Source organism: Streptosporangium sp. NBC_01639, assembly GCF_045209755.1.
Taxonomy (GTDB): Bacteria; Actinomycetota; Actinomycetes; order Streptosporangiales; family Streptosporangiaceae; genus Streptosporangium.
Genome location: NZ_CP109272.1, coordinates 3,971,392 through 3,991,222, shown reverse-complemented (window position 1 = coordinate 3,991,222; position 19,831 = coordinate 3,971,392). Strand labels below are relative to the sequence as shown.

The 19,831-nt window shown below is 70.4% G+C and carries 18 protein-coding genes; 13 read left to right on the top strand and 5 right to left on the bottom strand.

What is annotated here, in order from left to right; translation table 11 throughout:
* Window positions 1–123 precede the first annotated feature (123 nt).
* The 9 genes from OHA77_RS18005 (at window position 124) to OHA77_RS17965 (ending at window position 9,718) form a co-directional block, all read left to right on the top strand.
* Window positions 124–1,359: a class I SAM-dependent methyltransferase gene (locus OHA77_RS18005; RefSeq protein ID WP_406319184.1), complete on the top strand. Its 1,236-nt coding sequence runs from the start codon at window positions 124–126 to the stop codon at window positions 1,357–1,359.
* Entirely contained in the window at window positions 1,356–2,150 is a 795-nt protein-coding gene (locus tag OHA77_RS18000; RefSeq protein WP_326819515.1) for a sugar phosphate nucleotidyltransferase, read from the top strand. Before OHA77_RS18005 ends, OHA77_RS18000 begins: the two co-directional genes overlap by 4 nt.
* A complete protein-coding gene (locus OHA77_RS17995) occupies window positions 2,147–2,797 on the top strand; it encodes a PIG-L deacetylase family protein (RefSeq protein ID WP_406319182.1) in 651 nt (216 codons plus the stop codon). The genes OHA77_RS18000 and OHA77_RS17995 overlap by 4 nt, the downstream gene beginning before the upstream one ends.
* A 5-nt stretch (window positions 2,798–2,802) precedes the next feature.
* Window positions 2,803–3,843 carry an SDR family oxidoreductase gene (locus OHA77_RS17990; protein ID WP_326819517.1) on the top strand — a complete coding sequence of 347 codons (1,041 nt, stop codon included), beginning with the start codon at window positions 2,803–2,805 and terminating at the stop codon, window positions 3,841–3,843.
* On the top strand, window positions 3,836–5,155 hold the full coding sequence (locus OHA77_RS17985) for a DUF4910 domain-containing protein (protein ID WP_406319181.1): 1,320 nt from the start codon (window positions 3,836–3,838) through the stop codon (window positions 5,153–5,155). Before OHA77_RS17990 ends, OHA77_RS17985 begins: the two co-directional genes overlap by 8 nt.
* Entirely contained in the window at window positions 5,152–6,207 is a 1,056-nt protein-coding gene (locus OHA77_RS17980) for a hypothetical protein (RefSeq protein ID WP_406319180.1), read from the top strand. The genes OHA77_RS17985 and OHA77_RS17980 overlap by 4 nt, the downstream gene beginning before the upstream one ends.
* A 60-nt stretch (window positions 6,208–6,267) precedes the next feature.
* Window positions 6,268–7,794 (top strand): lipopolysaccharide biosynthesis protein, encoded by a 1,527-nt coding sequence (locus tag OHA77_RS17975; RefSeq protein WP_406319179.1) that lies wholly within the window; start codon window positions 6,268–6,270, stop codon window positions 7,792–7,794.
* Between the two features lie 17 nt (window positions 7,795–7,811).
* Window positions 7,812–8,732: a glycosyltransferase family 2 protein gene (locus OHA77_RS17970; protein ID WP_406319178.1), complete on the top strand. Its 921-nt coding sequence runs from the start codon at window positions 7,812–7,814 to the stop codon at window positions 8,730–8,732.
* Between the two features lie 89 nt (window positions 8,733–8,821).
* The gene (locus tag OHA77_RS17965; RefSeq protein ID WP_406319177.1) at window positions 8,822–9,718 is read left to right on the top strand and encodes a hypothetical protein; all 897 of its coding nucleotides are present in this window, start codon (window positions 8,822–8,824) and stop codon (window positions 9,716–9,718) included.
* 16 nt (window positions 9,719–9,734) lie between these two features.
* Here the strand turns inward: OHA77_RS17965 and OHA77_RS17960 are convergent, their stop codons facing one another.
* A complete protein-coding gene (locus tag OHA77_RS17960; protein ID WP_406319176.1) occupies window positions 9,735–10,925 on the bottom strand; it encodes an acyltransferase family protein in 1,191 nt (396 codons plus the stop codon).
* 226 nt (window positions 10,926–11,151) lie between these two features.
* On the opposite strand from OHA77_RS17960, the gene OHA77_RS17955 reads away from it, so the two are divergent.
* The 3 genes from OHA77_RS17955 to OHA77_RS17945 all read left to right on the top strand — a co-directional run bounded on the left by OHA77_RS17955 (window position 11,152) and on the right by OHA77_RS17945 (window position 14,335).
* Entirely contained in the window at window positions 11,152–12,090 is a 939-nt protein-coding gene (locus OHA77_RS17955; RefSeq protein WP_406319175.1) for a hypothetical protein, read from the top strand.
* A 68-nt stretch (window positions 12,091–12,158) separates the two neighbouring features.
* Window positions 12,159–12,944, top strand: a complete 786-nt coding sequence (locus tag OHA77_RS17950; protein WP_406319174.1) for a hypothetical protein — start codon at window positions 12,159–12,161, stop codon at window positions 12,942–12,944.
* On the top strand, window positions 12,944–14,335 hold the full coding sequence (locus tag OHA77_RS17945) for an O-antigen ligase family protein (RefSeq protein ID WP_406319173.1): 1,392 nt from the start codon (window positions 12,944–12,946) through the stop codon (window positions 14,333–14,335). Before OHA77_RS17950 ends, OHA77_RS17945 begins: the two co-directional genes overlap by 1 nt.
* A gap of 39 nt (window positions 14,336–14,374) precedes the next feature.
* Here the strand turns inward: OHA77_RS17945 and OHA77_RS17940 are convergent, their stop codons facing one another.
* The 3 genes from OHA77_RS17940 to OHA77_RS17930 all read right to left on the bottom strand — a co-directional run bounded on the left by OHA77_RS17940 (window position 14,375) and on the right by OHA77_RS17930 (window position 18,001).
* Window positions 14,375–16,216, bottom strand: coding sequence for a DUF4082 domain-containing protein (locus tag OHA77_RS17940; protein ID WP_406319172.1), 1,842 nt, complete (start codon window positions 16,214–16,216; stop codon window positions 14,375–14,377).
* A gap of 342 nt (window positions 16,217–16,558) precedes the next feature.
* Window positions 16,559–17,461 (bottom strand): hypothetical protein, encoded by a 903-nt coding sequence (locus OHA77_RS17935; protein WP_406319171.1) that lies wholly within the window; start codon window positions 17,459–17,461, stop codon window positions 16,559–16,561.
* A 6-nt stretch (window positions 17,462–17,467) separates the two neighbouring features.
* Window positions 17,468–18,001, bottom strand: a complete 534-nt coding sequence (locus tag OHA77_RS17930; protein ID WP_406319170.1) for a dTDP-4-dehydrorhamnose 3,5-epimerase family protein — start codon at window positions 17,999–18,001, stop codon at window positions 17,468–17,470.
* A gap of 70 nt (window positions 18,002–18,071) precedes the next feature.
* Between OHA77_RS17930 and OHA77_RS17925 the strand changes: the two genes are divergently transcribed.
* On the top strand, window positions 18,072–18,977 hold the full coding sequence (locus tag OHA77_RS17925; protein WP_406319169.1) for a glycosyltransferase: 906 nt from the start codon (window positions 18,072–18,074) through the stop codon (window positions 18,975–18,977).
* Between the two features lie 91 nt (window positions 18,978–19,068).
* Here OHA77_RS17925 and OHA77_RS17920 read toward each other — a convergent pair whose 3' ends face one another.
* Window positions 19,069–19,827 (bottom strand): methyltransferase domain-containing protein, encoded by a 759-nt coding sequence (locus OHA77_RS17920; protein ID WP_406319168.1) that lies wholly within the window; start codon window positions 19,825–19,827, stop codon window positions 19,069–19,071.
* Window positions 19,828–19,831 lie beyond the last annotated feature (4 nt).

Genomic DNA, 19,831 nt, shown 5'->3' with positions numbered 1-19,831 from the left:
GCATGCCACAGCGGCCACGTGTAACACGGCCGAAGGAACGCGCGAAATCCTAGGGTTCGCGCTCGGTGTAATGATCTTGAGAGAGACCGGTCGAGCCGCGTTCCGCGGCGAGGGAGCTTACTGATGACAACCTGCCGACTGTGCGGTTCGACGAGCCTTGCCAGTGTCGTCGACCTCGGAGCGACACCCCCCTGCGAGCGGTTCCTCACCGTCGGGCAGCTCGACGAGCCCGAGGTCACCTACCCGCTGCACCTGAGGGTGTGCACCGGCTGCTGGCTGGCGCAGATCCCGCCGCTGATCACGCCGGAGGACACCTTCACCGAGTACGCCTACTTCTCGTCGTACTCGACCTCGTGGGTGGAGCACGCGCGGGAGTTCGTGAAGGAGGCGGTCGACCGGCTGGCGCTGGACGACGGCTCGTTCGTGGTCGAGGTGGCCAGCAACGACGGATACCTGCTGCGGCACGTGGTCGATCGGGGGATTCGGTGCCTGGGCATCGAGCCGTCGAAGAACGTCGGCCAGGCGGCCAGGGACAGCGGTGTCCCGACGGTCACGGCGTTCCTCGGCCCCGAGGTCGGCACCACGGTGCGCGCGGAGCACGGGCCCGCCGACCTCGTGGTGGCCAACAACGTCTACGCCCACATCCCCGACGTGGTGGGGTTCACCAAGGGCCTGCGCGCGCTCGTGGCCGACGACGGCTGGGTCTCCATCGAGGTCCAGCACCTGCTGACCCTGATGGAGCACAACCAGTACGACACGATCTACCACGAGCACTTCCAGTACTACACGGTCGCCTCCGCGCAGCGCGCCCTGGCCGCCGGTGGGCTGTCCCTCGTGGACGTCGAGCTGCTGCCGACCCATGGGGGCTCGATCCGCCTGTGGGCGCGACCGCAGGAGGCGGCCGGCGAGCCGGGCGAGCGGGTGGGCCGGGTGCTCGCCGCGGAGGAGGCGGCGGGACTGCACGAGCTGTCCGGATACACCGAGTTCGCCGCCCGGGTGGCCCGGGTCCGGCGGGACCTGCTGGCGTTCCTCGTCGAGGCCGCCGAGCAGGGCAGGACGGTGGTTGGCTACGGCGCTCCCGGCAAGGGCAACACGCTGCTCAACCACTGCGGGATCCGCGCCGACCTGCTCCGGTACACGGTCGACCGCAACCCCTACAAGCACGGCAGGTTCACCCCGGGCACCCGGATCCCGATCCTGCCGCCGGAGCAGATCGCCGCGGACCGGCCCGACTACGTGCTGGTCCTGCCGTGGAACCTCCGCCGGGAGCTCACCGAACAGCTGTCCTTCGTGCACGCCTGGGGAGGCCGGCTGGTCTTCCCCATCCCCACCCTGGAGATCGTGGAGGTGAGTCGATGAAGGTCGTCCTCTTCTGCGGCGGGTACGGAACGCGGATGCGCACCGGCACCCCCGGCGACGCGCCCAAGCCCATGCAGCTCGTGGGCCCCCGGCCGCTCATCTGGCATGTGATGCGCTACTACGCGCACTTCGGGCACACGGAGTTCATCCTCTGCCTCGGTTATGGAGCGCACCACATCAAGGACTTCTTCCTGAACTACCAGGAGACCATCTCCAACGACTTCGTGCTGCGCGGCGGCCAGGTCGAGCTGCTGTCGACCGACATCTCCGAGTGGTCGATCTCCTTCGTGCAGACCGGTATCGAGTCGCCGATCGGCGAACGGCTGCGCCGGGTCCGCGACCACCTCGACGGCGAGGAGATGTTCCTGGCCAACTACGCCGACGTGCTCACCGACGCACCGCTGCCGGAGATCGTCGACCGGTTCGCCGCGTCCGGCGCGGGCGCCTCCATGATGGTCGTCCCGCCGTCGGACACCTTCCATTGCGTCGAGCTCGGCGAGGGCGGGATGGTCGGCGGGATCACGCCGGTCAGCCAGATGCCGCTCTGGGTCAACGGCGGCTACTTCGTGCTCCGCCAGGAGGTCTTCGACCACATCCCACCGGGTGGCGACCTCGTCGCGGACGGCTGCGCCGAGCTCGCCAAGCGCGGCCGGATGCTGGCCTACCCCCACCGCGGTTACTGGCGGCCGACCGACACGGTCAAGGAGCGGGTCGCCCTCGACGAGGCCTACTCGCGCGGCGACCGGCCGTGGGCCCTCTGGGAACGGGAACCGGCGGTGCGGACCGCATGATCGGATTCAGGGCACCGGCGGTCGGCCGGATCGCGCTGCTCGCCGCCCACTGCGACGACCTGGCGATCGGCGCGGGCGGCAGCCTGCTGACCGTCTGCTCCGCCCGCCCCGGCACACAGGTGGACGCGCTCGTGCTCTCCGGCGGCGGCACCGAGCGGGAGGACGAGGAGCACGCGGCGCTGGCCGCCTTCTGCCCCGGTGCCGACCTGCGGCTCACCGTTCTGAAGCTGCCCGACGGGCGGCTGCCGGCGCACTGGGACGAGGCGAAGGGCGCCGTGGAGGAGCTGCGCGCGCGGACCGACCCGGACCTGCTGTTCGCGCCGCACCCCGGGGACGCCCACCAGGACCACCGCGGGCTGGCGCGGCTGGTGCCCACGGCCTTCCGCGACCACCAGGTGCTCGGCTACGAGATCGTCAAGTGGGACGGCGACCTCGGGCGGCCGTCGGTCTACCAGCCGCTCACGCCCGAGGTGGCCGAGGCGAAGGCGGCCCTGCTCCAACGGCACTACCCCTCACAGCGGGCCCGCCCCTGGTACGACCGCGAGGCGTTCCTCGGGCTGGCCCGCATCCGCGGAATCGAGTGCCATGCGCGCTACGCGGAGGCGTTCCACGTCAACAAGTTGACTCTCGATCTGGCTGGAGGATGAACCGGATGCGCGTGCTGCTGACCGGGCACCAGGGCTACCTGGGAAGTGTGATGGCCCCGGCGCTCGCCGAGGCGGGCCACGAGGTGATCGGCCTGGACTCCGGGCTGTTCGCCGACTGCGTCCTGGGGCCCGTGCCCGACGATCCCCGCGGTCACGCGATCGACCTGCGGGACGTCACCGCCGGTGAGCTGGCGGGGGTGGACGCCGTGGTGCACCTCGCCGCGCTGTCCAACGATCCGCTCGGCTCGCTGACGCCCCAGCTCACCTACGACATCAACCACCACGCCTCGGTGCGGCTGGCCCGGCTGGCCCGCGAGGCGGGGGTGCGCCGGTTCCTGTACGCCTCCACCTGCTCGGTCTACGGCGCCTCCGGCGGTGGCGACCTGGTCGGCGAGGACGCGCCGCTGCGCCCGGTGACCCCCTACGCCGAGTCCAAGGTCCGGGTGGAGGACGATCTGGCCGAGCTGGCGGACGACGACTTCACTCCGGTGTTCCTGCGCAACGCCACCGCGTTCGGGTTCTCGCCGCGGCTGCGTGCGGACATCGTGCTGAACAACCTCGTCGGGCACGCGCTGCTCTCCGGTGAGGTGCGCGTGCTGTCCGACGGCACCCCGTGGCGGCCGCTGGTGCACGCCGAGGACATCGCGGACGCCTTCGTCCTGGCCCTGGCCGCTCCCCGGGACGCCGTGCACGCCAGGGCGTTCAACGTGGGCACCGAGCGGAACAACGTGACCGTGGCGGAGATCGCCGCCGAGGTGGTCGAGGCGGTTCCCGGGTCCACGCTGGTGGTCACCGGTGAGGCCGGCGCCGACCCGCGCTCCTACCGGGTGGACTTCTCCCGCATCCGTGCCGCGCTCCCCGGCTACGAGGCCCGCTGGACGGTCAAGGACGGCGCGGTCGAGCTGGTCGACGCGTACCGCCGGTTCGGCCTGACCGAGCGGGACTTCCAGCACCGCTTCACCCGTCTCGCCCGGCTGTCGGCCCGGCGCGCCGAGGGCACCGTCGACGACGCGCTGCGACCGCACGGAACGGTCGCCGGTGACTGAGCCGACGACGGCCGGACCGGCGGCGGCCGACGCGGTGGGGCGGGAGATGCACGCCCTGGTCGAGCGGCTCTACCCGCTCTGCCGGAGCATCACCGGCGACGGGGTGCGCCGCACGCTGGAGATCGTCGGAGAGTCCGTCCCGCTGCGGATCCGCGAGGTGCCGACGGGGACCGAGGTCCTCGACTGGACGGTGCCCAAGGAGTGGAACATCCGCGACGCCTACATCAAGGACCCCTCGGGTGCCCGGGTGGTCGACTTCGCCGAGTCCAACCTCCACGTGGTCGGCTACAGCGTCCCGGTGGCGGCCACCATGCCCCTCACGGAGCTCCGCCGCCACCTGCACACGCTGCCCGAGCAGCCCGATCTGATCCCGTACCGGACCAGCTACTACGCGGAGACCTGGGGTTTCTGCCTGCGGGAGAACACCCTGGCCGGTCTCCCGGACGGCGACTACGAGGTCCGGATCGACTCCACCCTGGCCGACGGGCACCTGACCTACGGCGAGCACGTGGTGCCGGGCCGGGTCACCGACGAGGTGCTCGTCTCCTGTCACGTCTGCCACCCCTCGCTGGCCAACGACAATCTGGCGGGCATCGCCGTGGCGACCCGGCTCGCTCAGCGGCTGGCCGGGGCCGACCCGTGGTACACCTACCGCTTCCTGTTCATGCCGGGCACCATCGGCGCGATCACCTGGCTGGCGGGTAACCGCGAACGTGCCGCCCGGGTCAGGCACGGGCTCGTGCTGGCCTGCGCGGGAGACAGCGGCGCGCTGACCTACAAGCGCAGCAGGCGCGGGGACGCGGAGATCGACCGGGCGGTACGGCACGTGCTGCGGACCTCGGGACGCGACCACGAGATCGTGGACTTCTCACCGTACGGCTACGACGAACGGCAGTTCTGCTCACCCGGGTTCGACCTGCCGGTCGGCTCCTTGACCCGCACGCCGTACGCCGGTTATCCGGAGTACCACACCTCGGCGGACAACCCGGACTTCGTCTCACCCGAGGCGATGGCGGACACCCTGGAGACCTGCTGGGAGATCACCCGGGTGCTGGAACGCGACCGTCGCTACCTCAACCTCAGCCCGTACGGCGAGCCGCAACTGGGCAGGCGGGGGCTGTACGGGTCACTGGGCGGTCGCAGCGACACCAAGCAGGCGCAGATGGCGATGTTGTGGGTGCTGAACCTCTCCGACGGGGAGAACAGCCTGCTCGACATCGCGGAACGGTCCGACCTGCCCTTCGCCGTCGTGGCGGATGCGGCACAAGCCCTGCGTGGTGCAGGACTGGTCAAGGAGCAGCAGAAAAGATGACACGGGTCCAGACCACGGGGAATCCGGGGGTGCTCAACCTCCGGGTCGGCGAGACGGTGGAGGTGCTCAGCGAGGCCGAGATCCTGGCCACTCTGGACGAGCGGGGCGAGCTGGAGGAACTGCCCTTCATGCCGGAGATGCTGGCCTACTGCGGGCAGCGGCTCACCGTGCACAAGGTGGCGCACAAACTCTGCGACACGATCAGCCGCACCGGCATGCGGCGGATGGAGCGCGCCGTACACCTGACCGGGGCGCGCTGTGACGGTCAAGCGCACGGCGGCTGCCAGACGGCCTGCCTGATGTATTGGAAAGAGGCGTGGCTCAAGCGGGTGGACCCCGGTGATCCGGCCCCCGCGGTGAACGGCGCGGCTCAGGGCCTCGGGGCGCCCGCCGGTCCGGGCGGGCCGGCGGCGGGCCGTCGCCTGCTGCCGATCGTCGAGGTCGCCGCCAGGAAGGACCCCGGGCCGGACGGCGAGGAGCGCTTCTCCTGCCAGGCCACCGAGCTGCTGCGGGCCGCGCCCACCTGCCTGCCGCTCAAGGACATGAGGCAGTACGTCATGGACGTGCGCACCGGCAACGCCGGCATGTTCTTCATGCTCCGCGCCTTCCTCGTCGGGCTCTTCAACCGCTTCCAGGACCGCAGCAGGCGCGTGCTGCCAAGCCGGCTGCGGATCAGGGGAGGCCTGCGATGGGGGTTCGTCAAGGGCCGGCTCGTCGGCGCGACGCCGAGCGCCACCCTGGACCTCCGGCCGGGGGAGCTCGTCCGGATCAAGTCCAAGGAGGAGATCGTCAAGACCCTCAACCAGGACCTGCTCAACCGCGGGATGGGGTTCGAGGAGGAGATGTCGCGTTACTGCGGGCAGACGGCACGGGTGCTCTCCCGGGTCGATCGGTGCATCGACGAGAAGACCGGCCGGATGCTCCAGATGAAGAGCTCGTGCATCGTCCTGGAAGGCGTCGTCTGCGCGGGCGCGTACACCGTCAGCTGCCCCCGGGAGTTCATCCCGTTCTGGCGGGAGATCTGGCTGGAACGGATCGAGGAGCCCGCCTGACCCGACCCCGGCGCTGAGACGGCGGTGGCGGTAGGGCGGGCGGGCTGTGAAAGGTACGAGATGGAAGACAGACAGGGCGAGGAACCGGTGGCGGCGGACGAGGAGCCCGGCCGGCCGGACACGGCCGCCTCCCAGGTCGGGGAGATCGGCCGGCAGGCCGGTCGCGGGCTGCGCTGGAGCGTGCTGGGCAACCTGGTCATGAGGGCCGGGTCGTTCGCCGTGAGCCTGGTCCTCGCCCGTCTGCTGGCGCCGGAGGACTTCGGCGTCTACGCCATCGCGATGGCCGCCAGCCAGTTCGTCATCCACATCAACGACGCCGGCATCATCGCGGCGACGGTGCAGTGGCGGGGCAGGCTGGAGGACATGGCGCCCACGGCGACGATCGTGGCCATCGCCTCCAGCACCGCCCTGTACGGGGTGTTCTGGGTCATCGCCCCTTACTTCGCGGACGCGTCCGGGAGCGAGGACGCCACCTGGGTGATCCGGGTGCTCAGCGCCACCAACCTCGTCTACGGTCTGACCGCGGTGCGCAGCGCGGCCCTGCTCCGCCGGTTCGAGCAGGACAAGCTCACCAAGGCCAACCTGGTGGGCTTCCTGGTGAACGCCCCGGTGTCCATCGTGCTCGCCGCCGGCGGCGCGGGAGCCTTCAGTTTCGCCTGGGGGCAGCTCTGCGGCGCCGCGGTCACCGGAGTGCTGGTGGTCGCCTACGCCAGGGTGCGCGTCAAGTTCGGGATGAACCGTGCGATCGCCAGGAAGCTGCTGGTGTTCGGGCTGCCGCTCTGTGTCAGCCTCGGTATCGAGGGATTGCTGCTGAACGCCGACTACGTGATCGTCGGCGACGCCCTCGGCCTCCATCTGCTCGGCTTCTACCTGCTGGCCTTCAACATCTCCAGCTGGGTGCCCGGTCTCATCGGCACCGCCGTCCGCTATGTGGCGCTGCCCAGCTTCTCCCGGCTCGCCGAGGAGGACGAGGAGTCGCTGTCCCTCGGGGTGCAGCGCGCGGTGCCGCTGCTGTTCTCCATCGTGGTGCCGGTCGCCGTCCTGATGGGGACGCTCGCCCCCGCCGTGGTGGTGTTCCTGTACGGCGCGCGCTGGGCGCCCGCCGCCGAGGTGCTGCGGTTCCTGGCGATCCTGATGGTGGTGCGGATGCTGACCGCCTTGGCGTTCGACATCCTGGCCGCGATGGGCGCCACCAGGGCCACCGTCTGGCTCAACCTGGGCTGGGCGGTGGCTCTGATCCCGGCCCTGATGGTCGGCGCGCGCGTCGACGGCATCCGCGGCGCGGCGATCGGGCACGCGGTCGTCGCCGTCCTGGTCGCGCTGCCGCTGGCCACCCTGGCCCTGCACCGGGCGGGAGTGGTGCTGGCCCCGGTCGCCGCCGCCCTGGTCCGCCCGCTGCTGGGCGGTGTGCTCGCGGCGGCCGTCATGACGGTGCTGGCCCGGACCGTCGGCGGGGTTCCGCTGATCCAGCTGTGCGTGGCGGGTGGCACGGGGCTGCTCGCCTACGTCCTCGTCGTCGTGCCGCAGGCCGTACTCAAGCAACTGGGCGGCCGGGTGACCGATCTGATCCCCGCGCGCTCCCGCTGACTCACCAAGGAGACCGGATGGCTGGAACCGACACGCTGGTGTCCGTCGGACTGCCGGTGCGCAACGGCGCCGACAGGTTGGAGGGCGTGGTCAGGTCGGTGCTGGCGCAGGACCACGCGGACATCGAGCTGGTGATCTGCGACAACGCCTCGACCGACGACACCGAGGAGTTCTGCCGGGAACTGGCGCGGTCCGACAGCCGGATCGTCTACCACCGGCAGCCGCGGAACGTGGGACTGCTCAACAACTTCATCCACGCGGGACGGATCGCCCGGGGGACGTTCTTCCGCTGGGTCGGTGACGACGACTGGCTGGCGCCCGAATGCGTCTCCCGGTCCCTGCGCGCCTTCGAGCAGGACGAACGGCTCATCCTGGTCACCACGCAGGTGGCCTACACCGATCCCGACGGCACCACCCGGACCGGCGTCTACGAGGGGACGGGACTGCGCTCCGACGATCCGGTCGAGCGGTTCGCCGAGATGCTGCGCATGCTCAACGAGAGTCACCTGCTGATCGACCCGTTGTACGGCCTGATGCGCAGGGACCGCGTCGTGGAGATCCCCCGGCGCAACATGCTGCGCGAGGACGAGGTGTTCGCCGCCAAGCTCGCGCTGGCCGGGCCGTGGGGCCACGTGCCGGAGGTGCTCGCCCACCGCAACTGGAAGCACGAGCGTATCGGGGTGGTCGGGCGCCGGCTCGGGGTGCCCGCCTGGCAGGCGCACTTCTCCTCCACCCTGGAATACCTCGAACTCCTGAACTGGGTGCGCGGGTCCGGCCTCACCGGCGAGCAGAGCCGCCGCGCGCGCGCCGCCGCGCACCGGATGTACGCCCGCCGCCAGCGGCGTACGGCCTCCCACCGCGGCCGCAAGCTGATGCGGCTGGCCGGTGAGCTGGTCCGCGGCGGCCGGTTCGCCGAACGCTCCGCGACCGGCCGCTGAACGGCGGCCGTTCCCGCCGGGGACGGCCGCCCGCCCGTGCACGACGGACCGCGGGCACGGAACGACAGACCAACAGGAGAGGAGTCAGGATGACCACCGTCTTTTCCAACAGCGTGGTGGACGACGACACCCGGCGCGGCCTGATCTATGAGGGGAAGGTGTTCACCTACTCCGCGACACCGGCCTCCAAGGAGCTCGTCGGCCTCGCCCACCAGCTGATCGCCGAGGCGTTCGGCGGCCTTGACCCGGAGACCGCCCAGTTCGTGATGCCGGTCGAGGAGTTCGCGACCCTGCTCGCCGAGCTGAAGCCGAGGTTCATCCACCATCCCCGGTGCAAGGAACTGCTGCCGGCCGTCCTCGCCGGCCTCGGCTGCGATCTCGACCGGACCTACTTCGACGTCCCCCGGCTGCGCACCTCCACTTCCAACGACTACCTCACCTCGGGCATCTCCTACGCCTTCCACCCGCACCGTGACTGCTGGTATTCCGCGCCGTTCAACCAGCTCAACTGGTGGATGCCCATCTACCCGGTGGTGCCGGAGAACGTGATGGCCTTCCATCCGCAGTATTTCGACCGCCCGGTGCGCAACGGCAGCGCCCGCTACGACTACGCCGAGTGGAACCAGACCAGCCGGCTCAGTGCGGCCCAGCATGTGCGCAGCGACACCAGGGAGCAGCCGAGGCCCGAGGAGCCGGTCGAGCTCGACCCACAGGTCCGGGTGGTGCCCGAGCCGGGCGGGGTGATGCTGTTCTCCGGGGCGCAACTGCACTCGACGGTCCCCAACACCTCGGGCCGGACCCGGTTCAGCATCGACTTCCGGACCGTGAACATCGACGACGTGCGCGCCCGCCGGGGTGCGGCGAACGTGGACGCGGCCTGCACGGGCACCACGCTGCGCGACTTCGTGCGCTGCACGGACCTGGACCCGATGCCGGAGGAGCTGGCGCTGGCGTACGAGGCCGAAGCCCTGGCCCGGCTGGGCTGACCGGCCCGGCCACCCGTTACGGCGCGGGGCGCAGGGCCGCGCGCATCCGCGCCGCCCTGGCCCGGGCCGCCGTACGCAGCGCGGGCCAGCTGCGGTGACGCTGGAAGGGAAGCTCGAAGACCGCGGCGAACGACCAGGCCGTCAGCAGGCTCACCGGTACGGCCAGCACGAGGACGGTCAGGAACGACGGAAGCCCGGCCGGCAGGTGCGGAGCGACGACCAGCTGGAACAGCACCACGACGATCGGGGCGTGGACCAGGTAGAGCGTGTAGGAGAAGGAACCCAGGCTCCTGACCGGTCGCAGGTCCAGCAGCCGTACCAGCGCCGCCGGCCGGCCCGTCGCCACCGCCCCCAGCAGCAGGCCGACGGCGGGGCCGAGCGCCATGTCGATCCAGAAGTAGTTTCCCACCGTCCACACGGAGCCCTGCGCCACGACCACGGCGAACACCGGGACCGCGGCGAGCAGCGCCATCCAGTGCCACGGCAGCCGCCGTACGTGATCTTCGGCGCCGATGACGCCCGCGGCGACCACCCCCATCGCGAACAGCACGGCGAACTGGGGGGTCAGCCGCATCAGCATGCCCACCAGGGGCACGCCGGGTGCCAGCAGCCCGATGGCCGTCACGATCACGATGACGACCGCCAGCATCACGGCCGCGCCCGCCCGGCGGAGGATCAGCAGCAGGAGCGGGAAGACCAGGTAGAGCTGGGCCTCGACGGCGATGGACCAGAAGGCCCCGTTGGGACTCGGCGCACCGAACAGGTCCTGGAGCAGCAGGCCGTAGACGGCCACGGATTTCGCGGTGGGCGCCCCCTCCCCCGGCTGGGGGACCAGTGTCCAGGCGATCACCAGGCTGAAGACCAGGGCGGCCCAGTACGGCGGGAGGATGCGCCAGGCGCGGCGCCGGGCGAACCGGCGCACGCCCCCGAGCTGCCATGCCGTCCGGGCGGGGGAGGCGGCCAGCGAGAAGCCGGACAGGACGATGAACACGACCACCGCGAAGTGCCCGTACACCAGCCAGCCGAGCCATCCCGGACCGGTGGTGGCCGGATACCCGGGAAAGGACAGCAGCCAGCAGTGGTGCACCATGACGAAAAGGGCCGCTACACCGCGGATCCCGTCGAGCCCCGCGATCCTGCTGCGTTTCGCGGAACCGGGGGTGATGGCGGGCAAGCCGTCCCGGATGTCCTCTTCGGAGGACGTCATCCGATCAACCCCCGTCTCGGGCCGGTGCGGGCCCTGGTATCCGCCCTTTTTTGGGCTGTCCACGGGTCTATCGTTGTATGGTCGCCAGACGTAACATCCCATGTGGGGATGAGACCGGTCTGGAGCCTTGTCCGTCCGATGTAACGAGAAGCACATACTTCTCGATTGGTAACTGTATTGCCTTGGGGGTTGGCGGTGCCCCGGCATAAATAGGGGGCGGAGACATATGGACTTCTGGAAAGCCATTTTCGGCCTCATCAAACGAAAACTCGTCGGCCTCCCGCTGCTGGGGCTCTCGCTCGCCACCGCCCTCCTGGCCTTCTTCCTGGTGCCGACGTATTACGTGTCGACCGCGTCCATGGTGCTGACCACCCCGGCCACCGGTGGAACGCTCTCATCCGACCCCACCCGGCCGATCGGGCTGACCAACCCGCTGCTCCAGTTCAGCGACGGCCTCCGCGTCACCGCCGGCATCCTCATCCTGTCCATGAACACTCCGGAGGTCGCCGCCGACCTCGGCGTGGTGAAGGACGGTCCCACCGAGGTCACCATCAACGACGGCCGTACCAACCCGGATCTGCTGGGCATCAGCACCAACGGTCCCTTCGTCTACGTCGAGGTCCAGAGCAGATCCGCCGCCGCGGCCCAGGACGTGGTACTCAAGGCGAAGCAGCGCATCCGCAAGGAGCTGACGGAGCGCCAGCAGGCGCTCAGGGCCCCGCGCTCCACCTTCATATCGGTCGTCGACGTGGTGCCCTCGTCCACTCCCGAGGCCAAGATGTCCGGCAAGCTGACGGCGGCCGGCGGGGCGCTGTTCGCCGTGCTCTTCGTCGGTCTGGGGGCGGCGTACGGCGTGACACAGGTCCGGGCGAGCCGGCGGCGGGTCGTCACCGACGTTCCTCCGCCCGCCCCGCGCGCCGCGGACGGATTCCCCCACGACGACCATTGGGCCGAGCCGATGCCCGTGCCGCCTCCGCAAGACGTCCGCCCGGCGCCGGAGACGGACGAGTCCGGGGAAGGACCGTTCCACGACGACTCCATGCAGCTCGTCGTCGTGGTGGACGACGACGAGGAGGAGGAGGAGCCGTTCGGGCACCGCGAGGAGCAGAGCAGGGACACCATCGTGTTCATGCGCGCCGGCGGCCGGGACGAGCACGACAAGTAAGAGCATCGGCCACCACCATTGGCAGGCTTCGGTCCGGTTGACCGCTGTCCGGTTCGGGGAGGAAGCGCATGGACTTCTGGGGGACGGTTCTCGTCCTGTTGCGGCGTTGGTACATCGTCATGCCGACGTTCGCGCTGTCCCTCGCCGTCGCCGCGGGCATCTACTCGACGATCCCCACCACCTACATCTCCAGCGCGGTGCTCATCCTGACCACGCCGACCACCGGTGGCAGTCTGCCGAGCAATCCGGACGTTCCGAACGGCCTGACCAACCCCATGCTCAACTTCGACAACGGGCTCAACGTCTCCGCCTCGATCCTCATCGCGGTGATGGGGACGCCGGACATGGCGGTCGAGCTCGGTGCGGTGGAGGGCGGGGACACCTCCTACAAGGTGACCAACGGTGGCAACAACCTGGAGTCGCTGGCCACCGGGCCTTTCCTGTTCATCGAGGGAGAGAGCGCGTCGGCACAGGGGGCGCTGGACATCGTGACCCAGGTCATCGCCCGGGCGAGGCGCGAGCTGTTCGAGCGTCAGGAGGCGGTGAAGGCGCCTCGGGCCACCTACATCACCACCTACGAGGCGGTGCCGCCGACCAACCCGGCGGCCCAGCGCGGCCGGAAGCTGCGCGCCGTCGCCGCGGCGGTGGGTGTCGGCGCCGTGGCGAGCCTGTGCGCCGCGTTCGCGGCCGAGAGCTTCGCCCGGACGCGCCGGACCCGGCGCCGCGACGACGAGCGGGACGGTGCCGCAGCCGTCCCTGACCACGTCGACGCGGCGGAGTCGGGCCGGCCCTCGGCTGAGGCGTCCGCGCTCAACGGCAGCATGCCGGCCCCGGGCCCGGCGGTGCGGCGCTGATGACGACCGTGCCTGCCGACCTCGTCCTCCCGGTCCGTCAGCGTGCCGACGGGGCGACCCTGGTCTGCTTCTTCGTCGCGGCCTTGATGATCATCCCTGCCCGCCTGGTGTTCCGGGTGCTGCCACTGTCGATCACCCCGGCCAACCTCGTCGCCCTCGTCGCCACCCTCTGCTGGCTGTGCGCGCACTTCACGCTCACCCTGGGGATGGCGAAAGGGCGCACCCCGGTGCGCACCGCGCTGTTCGTCTTCGTGACCGCGATGGTGGCGACCTTCGGGTACGCCACCTACGGTTACCTCCCCGCCGACGAGCTCAAACTCGCCGATCACGCCCTGATCCTGCTGGTGGCCGGTGCCGGCCTCGCGCTCATGGTCTGCGACGGGGTCCGCGGCCCCGAGCGCCTGGACCTCGTGCTCAAGGCCGTCGTGGTGGCGGGCGCGGTCATCGCGGTGATCGGGGCCTGCCAGTTCCTGTTCGACCTCGATCTCACCCGCTATCTGGAGCTTCCCGGTCTCCGTTACACCTCCGAGGACGGATTCGTCAGCGAGAGATCCGACTTCCGCCGGGTCGCCGCGACGACCGGCCATCCCATCGAGTTCGGTGTCGTGTGCGCGATGCTCCTCCCGATCGCCGCGCACTACGGGTTCCAGGCCCGCGAGCGCGGTGCGCCGGCCCTGCGGTGGTGGCTGTGCTCGGCTCTGATCGGGATGGGCCTGATGTTCTCGGTCTCCCGGTCGGCGGTGCTGAGCCTGATGGGCGTCGCCTTCGTGATGTTCCTCGGCTGGCCCGGCCGGCGACGGATCCAGGCGCTGCTCGTCGCGCTCGGATTCCTGGCCGTGATGAGGTTCGTGGCTCCCGGGCTCATCAACACCTTCTACAACCTGTTCGCCAACGCCGGCACCGACGACAGCGTCCGCTACCGCACGCACGACTACGCCGTCGCCAGCTACGAGGTCGCCAAGCATCTGTGGCTGGGGCGCGGGGCCGGCACCTGGTACGCGCCCAAGCACCAGGTCTTCGACAACCAGTACCTTCTCTCCGCGGTGGAGACCGGGCTGATCGGCATCGCGACGGTCGTCGCGCTGTTCGTGTGCGGGATCTACTCGGCCCTGCGGGCCCGCCACCTGAGCACCGACCCCGGCGCCCGTGATCTCGGTCTCACCCTCGCCGCCTGCCTGGTCGTCCCGCTGATCGGGGCGGCGACCTTCGACCTGCTGTCCTTCGCCACTGTCACCGGCCTGTCGTTCCTGCTGGTCGGCGCCGCCGGGTCGCTGCTGCGCGACGCGGTCGAGACGGCCCGGCGGAACCGCGAGTCCGGCACCCCCTGGCGGGCCCGTGTCGGCGAGGCCGCCAGGGACCTGATCCGCCGACCGGGCAGGGCGGGCGGTTAGCCGCCCTACCCGGTCCGCCGACCGGGCAGGCCGGCTCCGTCAGTAGTTCATGCAGGGCAGCGGGCCGACGGTCGAGGTGATGCGGTAGTTCGCGTCGATCGTCACCAGCGAGTTGTCCGCCCAGTCGATCTTGGCGCAGTCGGCCTCCACCGGACCGTAGACCCAGGATTTGTCGACCAGTTTGTTGCCGCGCATGATCAGGTTTCCGCGTCCGTTTCTCAGTTGGATGCTGTAGGTGCCGCCCATGATGAGGTTGTCGGTGATGACGGCGTCGACGATCTGTTTGTCGACGAGGAAGATCGGTGCGGTGATGTCCTTGGCGTGGCGCTGGTCGACGGTGTTGTGGTCGAAGATCAGGCCTTTTCCGGTGTTGTAGGTCTGGATGCCGTCGGAGTGGTCGCCCGGGTTGGAGCACAGGTCGACGTAGGAGTCCCGGATGACGATGTCGTCGCCGGCGGCCCGGAAGCCGTCGCCGTGCCCGCGGATGAGCACCCGGGTGGCGGTGTACTTGTCCTGTCCGATGCCGGGCAGGGTCTGGCAGCCCTTGGCGGTTCCGATGGTGGAGTCGGTGATGGTGAACGAGAAGGTGTCGTCGCCGTCGGCGTTGATGACACGCCCGTCGATCTGGCTGTTCCTGACCTTGACGCCGTTGGCGTTGATCAACAGGTCGCCGGGGATGTGCACGCCGTTCAGCTCCGCGCCGGGAGCGGTCACCCGGTAGGCGGCGCCGTCCTCGTTGAGGGCGCTCATGGCCAGTTTGGTGCCGGGCGGCACGCCGGTGCAGGCCGGGGTCGGGTAGGCGGGGCAGCCCTTGCCGTCCGGTTCGGGAGTCGGCGTCGGTCCCGCGGTCAGCGTCGGCTTCGGCGTGGGCTTCGGCGTGGGGAGCTTGGTCGGAGCGGGGCCGGGATCATCGGTCCCGGTGGCGCTGGGCCTGGGTGTCCCGGTCGGCTTGGGACCGGAAGTGCCGGTGGGGGTGGGTGTCCCGGTCGGCTTGGGATCGGGGGTTCCGGTGCCGGTGGGGCCGGGGGGCCCGGTCGGATCGGGCGTGGCGCTCGGCTCCGGTGTACGGCTCGGGCCGGGGGTGGCGCTGGGGCCCGGACCATCGGTCTGGCCCGGAGTGGCCTCAGGATCCGCGGTCCGGGTCGGGCCGGGACTGGCATCCGGCTCCGCCGTCCGGTCCGGGCCGGTGGTGCCGGTGCTCGGCGTCCCGTCCGGGCTCTCGGTGGGCGGCGCCGACGTGGGGGGCGCCGATGCGGGGGGCGCCGATGCGGGGGGCGCCGATGCGGGGGGCCCGGTGGGGACCGGTGACGGAGGCCGGTGGTGCCAGCGGAAGATCACGTCCACCCAGTAGTTGTAGCCCCTGGGATGCGACCGGCGAGGGAAGGAGCTCTGGCCGTACCCGAACACTCCCGCACCGCGGGAGGTCGTGGCCAGCGGACCCGAGCGGGTGGCGTCGAAGCCCTTGGTGCCCACGTAGTTGCCGTCTTCGCTGTGGTAGGAGACCGTGTAGGGCTCCTCGGCCGTCAGCCGCACCGGCGAGGCGAAGCGGGCCTCCTGCCAGCCCGACGCGCTCTCTCCGGCGAACGTGACACCGGCCAGCCGCTTGCCGTCCGCGTTCCACAGGCTCCCCGTGTGCCTGCCCTTGTCGTCACGGGCCTTGTAGAAGCGGACGCCTGTCACCACGCCGCTCTGGGCGGCGGTGAATCGCATCCCCAGTTCGACGGGGGCGTGGTCGGCCCGTGGTGAGGCTTTCACCTCGGCGTCCGGCGACCAGAAGCTCGTCTCCTCGGGCTCCTGCGGTTCGGCGGCGGGCGCGGGCCGGGCTGCGGCCGCCTGTTCGACGGTGACGTCGCTACGGGTGATGAACCAGACAGTGGGCACGGTAACCGCCACAAGGGCCGCTATCAGGGCTGTCGCCGGCCCTGAGCGCGACCTCCGGCGGCGGGGTAACCCGCCTTCGCTGTTTCCACCACGGCGTGGGGAGCGTGCACTGGCCATTTCTCTGACCTCCGCGCCGATTTGTGATCGGCTTGACAATGTGTCCGTTTGGTCCTCGCGCAGAGGCCATTGTTGCGGTTGAGGTCATAGCGACGCATCAGTTTCGCGAGTATTGCCCAGAAGCGTTATCAACTAACGATTGTCTGGTATGTCGTTACTCGACCTTTCGAGCAGGTGAGGGTGTGCGGGCCGATGGCCCAACAATGGGGAAATTCGGCCGTGAGGTCATCCTGTGCAGGTCAGCGGGCCGACGGTCGAGGTGATGCGGTAGTTCGCGTCGATCGTCACCAGCCAGTTGTCCGCCCAGTCGATCATTTTGCACTCGGAATCGACCGGACCGTAAACCCAGGATTTGTCGACCAGTTTGTTGCCGCGCATGATCAGCTTTCCGCGTCCGTTTCTCAGTTGGATGCTGTAGGTGCCGCCCATGACGAGGTTGTCGGTGATGACGGCGTCGACGATCTGTTTGTCGACGAGGAAGATCGGTGCGGTGATGTCCTTGGCGTGGCGCTGGTCGACGGTGTTGTGGTCGAAGATCAGGCCTTTTCCGGTGTTGTAGGTCTGGATGCCGTCGGAGTGGTCGCCCGGGTTGGAGCAAAGGTCGACGTAGGAGTCCCGGATGACGATGTCGTCCCCGGAGGCCCGGAAGCCGTCGCCGTGCCCGCGGATGAGCACCCGGGTGGCGGTGTACTTGTCCTGTCCGATGCCGGGCAGGGTCTGGCAGCCCTTGGCGGGCCCGATGGTGGAGTCGGTGATGGTGAACCGGAACGATCTGGGCCCGTCGGCGTTGATCACGAGCCCGTCGATCCGGCTGTTCCTGATCGTGACGTCGTCGGCGTGGACGAGCAGGTCCCCGGGGATGTGCACGCCGTCCAGCACGGTGCCGGGGGTCCTCACCCGGTAGGCGGCGCCGTCCTCGTTGAGGGCCCGCACGGTCAGCTTGGTGCCGGGCGGCACGCCGGTGCAGGCCGGGGTCGGATGCTCGGGGCACGTGCCGGCGCCGGTGGTGGGCCTACCGGGGGTGCCGGTGGGTGTGCTCGTCGGACCCTCGGGCGGAGAGGTGGTGCATCCTGCCAGGAACGTCAGGGTGACCGCCGAGACGGCGGCGAACAGACTGACCCATCGCATCGTCGTTCACTCCATCGCGCCGGGACGGCATAGCCGGTCCCGCAGTTGTGCCCATGATCCGGCGGAAAGATCCCGCTCGCTGATCGCCGACACGGGAAGCGGCCAGTGGATCTCCAGGCCGGGGGCGTCGTAGCGTACGGAGAGGTCCTCGGTGGGGTCGTGCTCCCGGTCGATGCGGTAGCAGACGTCGGTCTGCTCGGTCAGCGCCTGGAAGCCGTGCAGCATCCCCGGCGGAACGTAGAGGGTCACGAATGTCTCGTCGTCGAGCAGCACGGAGGTCTGCTCACCGAAGGTGGGCGAATGGGGGCGGGCGTCGACCAGCACGTCGTGCACCGCTCCACGCGCGCAGCGCACCAGCTTGGCCTCACCCCGGCCGGAGCGGCCGTGCATCCCGCGGATCGTCCCCCGCCGCGAGCGGGACTGGCTGTCCTGCACGAAGCGTGCGGGGTCCAGCCCGGACTCCTCGGCGGCGGCCGTGTCGAAGGTCCTGGTGAACAGCCCACGGTCGTCACGGTGCGGCGTCGGTATGAACAACAGCACACCGTCGATTTTGCTTCGTTCTACTCTCAACTCGTCAGCCCTTTCTCAAGGTGGTCGGGAGGCGTTCGGCGTGAACGACGCTGCGGATGAGGACGTTCCGCCGGAGTCCGGGCGGCCTGGCAGGCGGCAGCCGATCGCCTGCGTCGTCGTGCCCGCGCACAATGAGGAGGCCGTCATCGCGAGCGGTCTGCGACGGCTGCTCGCGGGAACGGCCCCGGGCGAGTTCGACGTGGTGGTGGTGGCGAACGCCTGCGCCGACCGCACGGCGGAGGCCGCCAGACAGGCCGGTGTCCGCGTCGTGGAGACGCCGGTGCCGGGTAAGGCCAACGCGCTGCGACTCGGCGACGGGACCTGCCGGACCTTCCCCCGCGTGTATCTGGACGCCGACGTCGGGCTGAGCGCCGACTCGGTACGCGCGCTCGTCGCCGCCGCGGACCGGCCCGGCGTGCTGGCCTGCGCCCCCGTCCCGGTCTGGGATCTGGACGGGGTCGGCTGGGTGGCCCGGCGCCTGCACAAGGTGCACGACCAGCTGATCGCACCGTTCCGGGCGCTGGCGGGGGTGGGGGTCTACGTGCTCACCGAGCAGGGGCACGCCAGGGTCTTCCCGCTGCCGGATGTGATCTCCGACGACGGCTGGGCGCACGGCGGCTTCGCGCCGCACGAGCGGGTGGTGGTGACCGAGGCGCAGTCGCTGGTGCGCCCGGCCCGGACCGTCTCGGCCCATCTGAGCCGCCGGGTGCGGGTGCGCCTGGGCAACCGGCAGCTCGCCGAGCTGGGCCGGTCCGCCGCAGAGGGGCGGCTGCGGCTGAGCTCCCTGGTCTCCCTGGTGGCGAGGCGGAAGGTGAGCCCGCTCGACGCGGGCTGCTACCTCACCGTCCTGCTCATGGACCGGACGTTGACCCGGGTGCGCGCCTCGCGGGGCGGACCGGTGGCCTGGGGCGGTGACACGGGCAGCCGGTCCCAGCCGGGCGGTTAGTCCGTGCGGGCCCGCCGAAGGGCCGGCCCGGGCCACGACGGCCGCCCGGCCGGTACGGCGAGGCGGCCCGCCGCTCCTGCGGCCGGTGGGATCAGGCACCGGCCCGCTCGGTGATCGCATACACCCGGACCGAGCCGAACGGGCCCTCCTGCGCCGCCCTGCGGCCCAGCGTCACCGTGCGCAGGTGCCGGAACCGGCCGGTGCGGAGCAGGAACTCCTCTTCGACCGGGTTGAAGTAGATCACCGTGACCGCGCGCGGGTTCCGGTCCACGGTCGCGATCAGCTTCCCGATCGCGGCGGCGAAGGTGTCGCCCCGGAAGGGGTTGTTGAGGAACACCACGCTGACGTCGTCGGGGATCTCGTAGTCGAGCACGTCCGACCGGACGAGCCGGACGTCCTCGCAGCGCAGCCGGAGGCGGGTGCCCGCGATGTTCTTCCGTGCGATGTCGTTGAGCTCTTCGGACAGCTCGACACCGATCACCTTCCGGAACGGGTAGCGGGCCGCCGCCTCCAGCACCATGCGCCCCATGCCGGAGCCGAGGTCGATGAACACGTCGTGCTCGCCGACGTCACCCCGGGGCAGCACGCGTCGCAGGGTCTGCCAGTTCGCCGCCGAGTAGTAGACCCTGTCCTGCCGCGCGAGCCCGAACTCCTCAAGGCTCACGACCTCCGAGGTCCGTACTCCGTACCGGCGCTCGAACAGCAACTGGCCGGTGGTACGGCGCAGCCATCGGTAGGAGCGCCGCAGCCCCTCGGTCAGTCCGGCCGCGGCGGCCGCACCCGTGGCGGCGCAGCTCTCCAGCAGGGAGGTGAGCTCCGTGGTGACGGCGGTCTCGATGAAGACGCTCACGGCA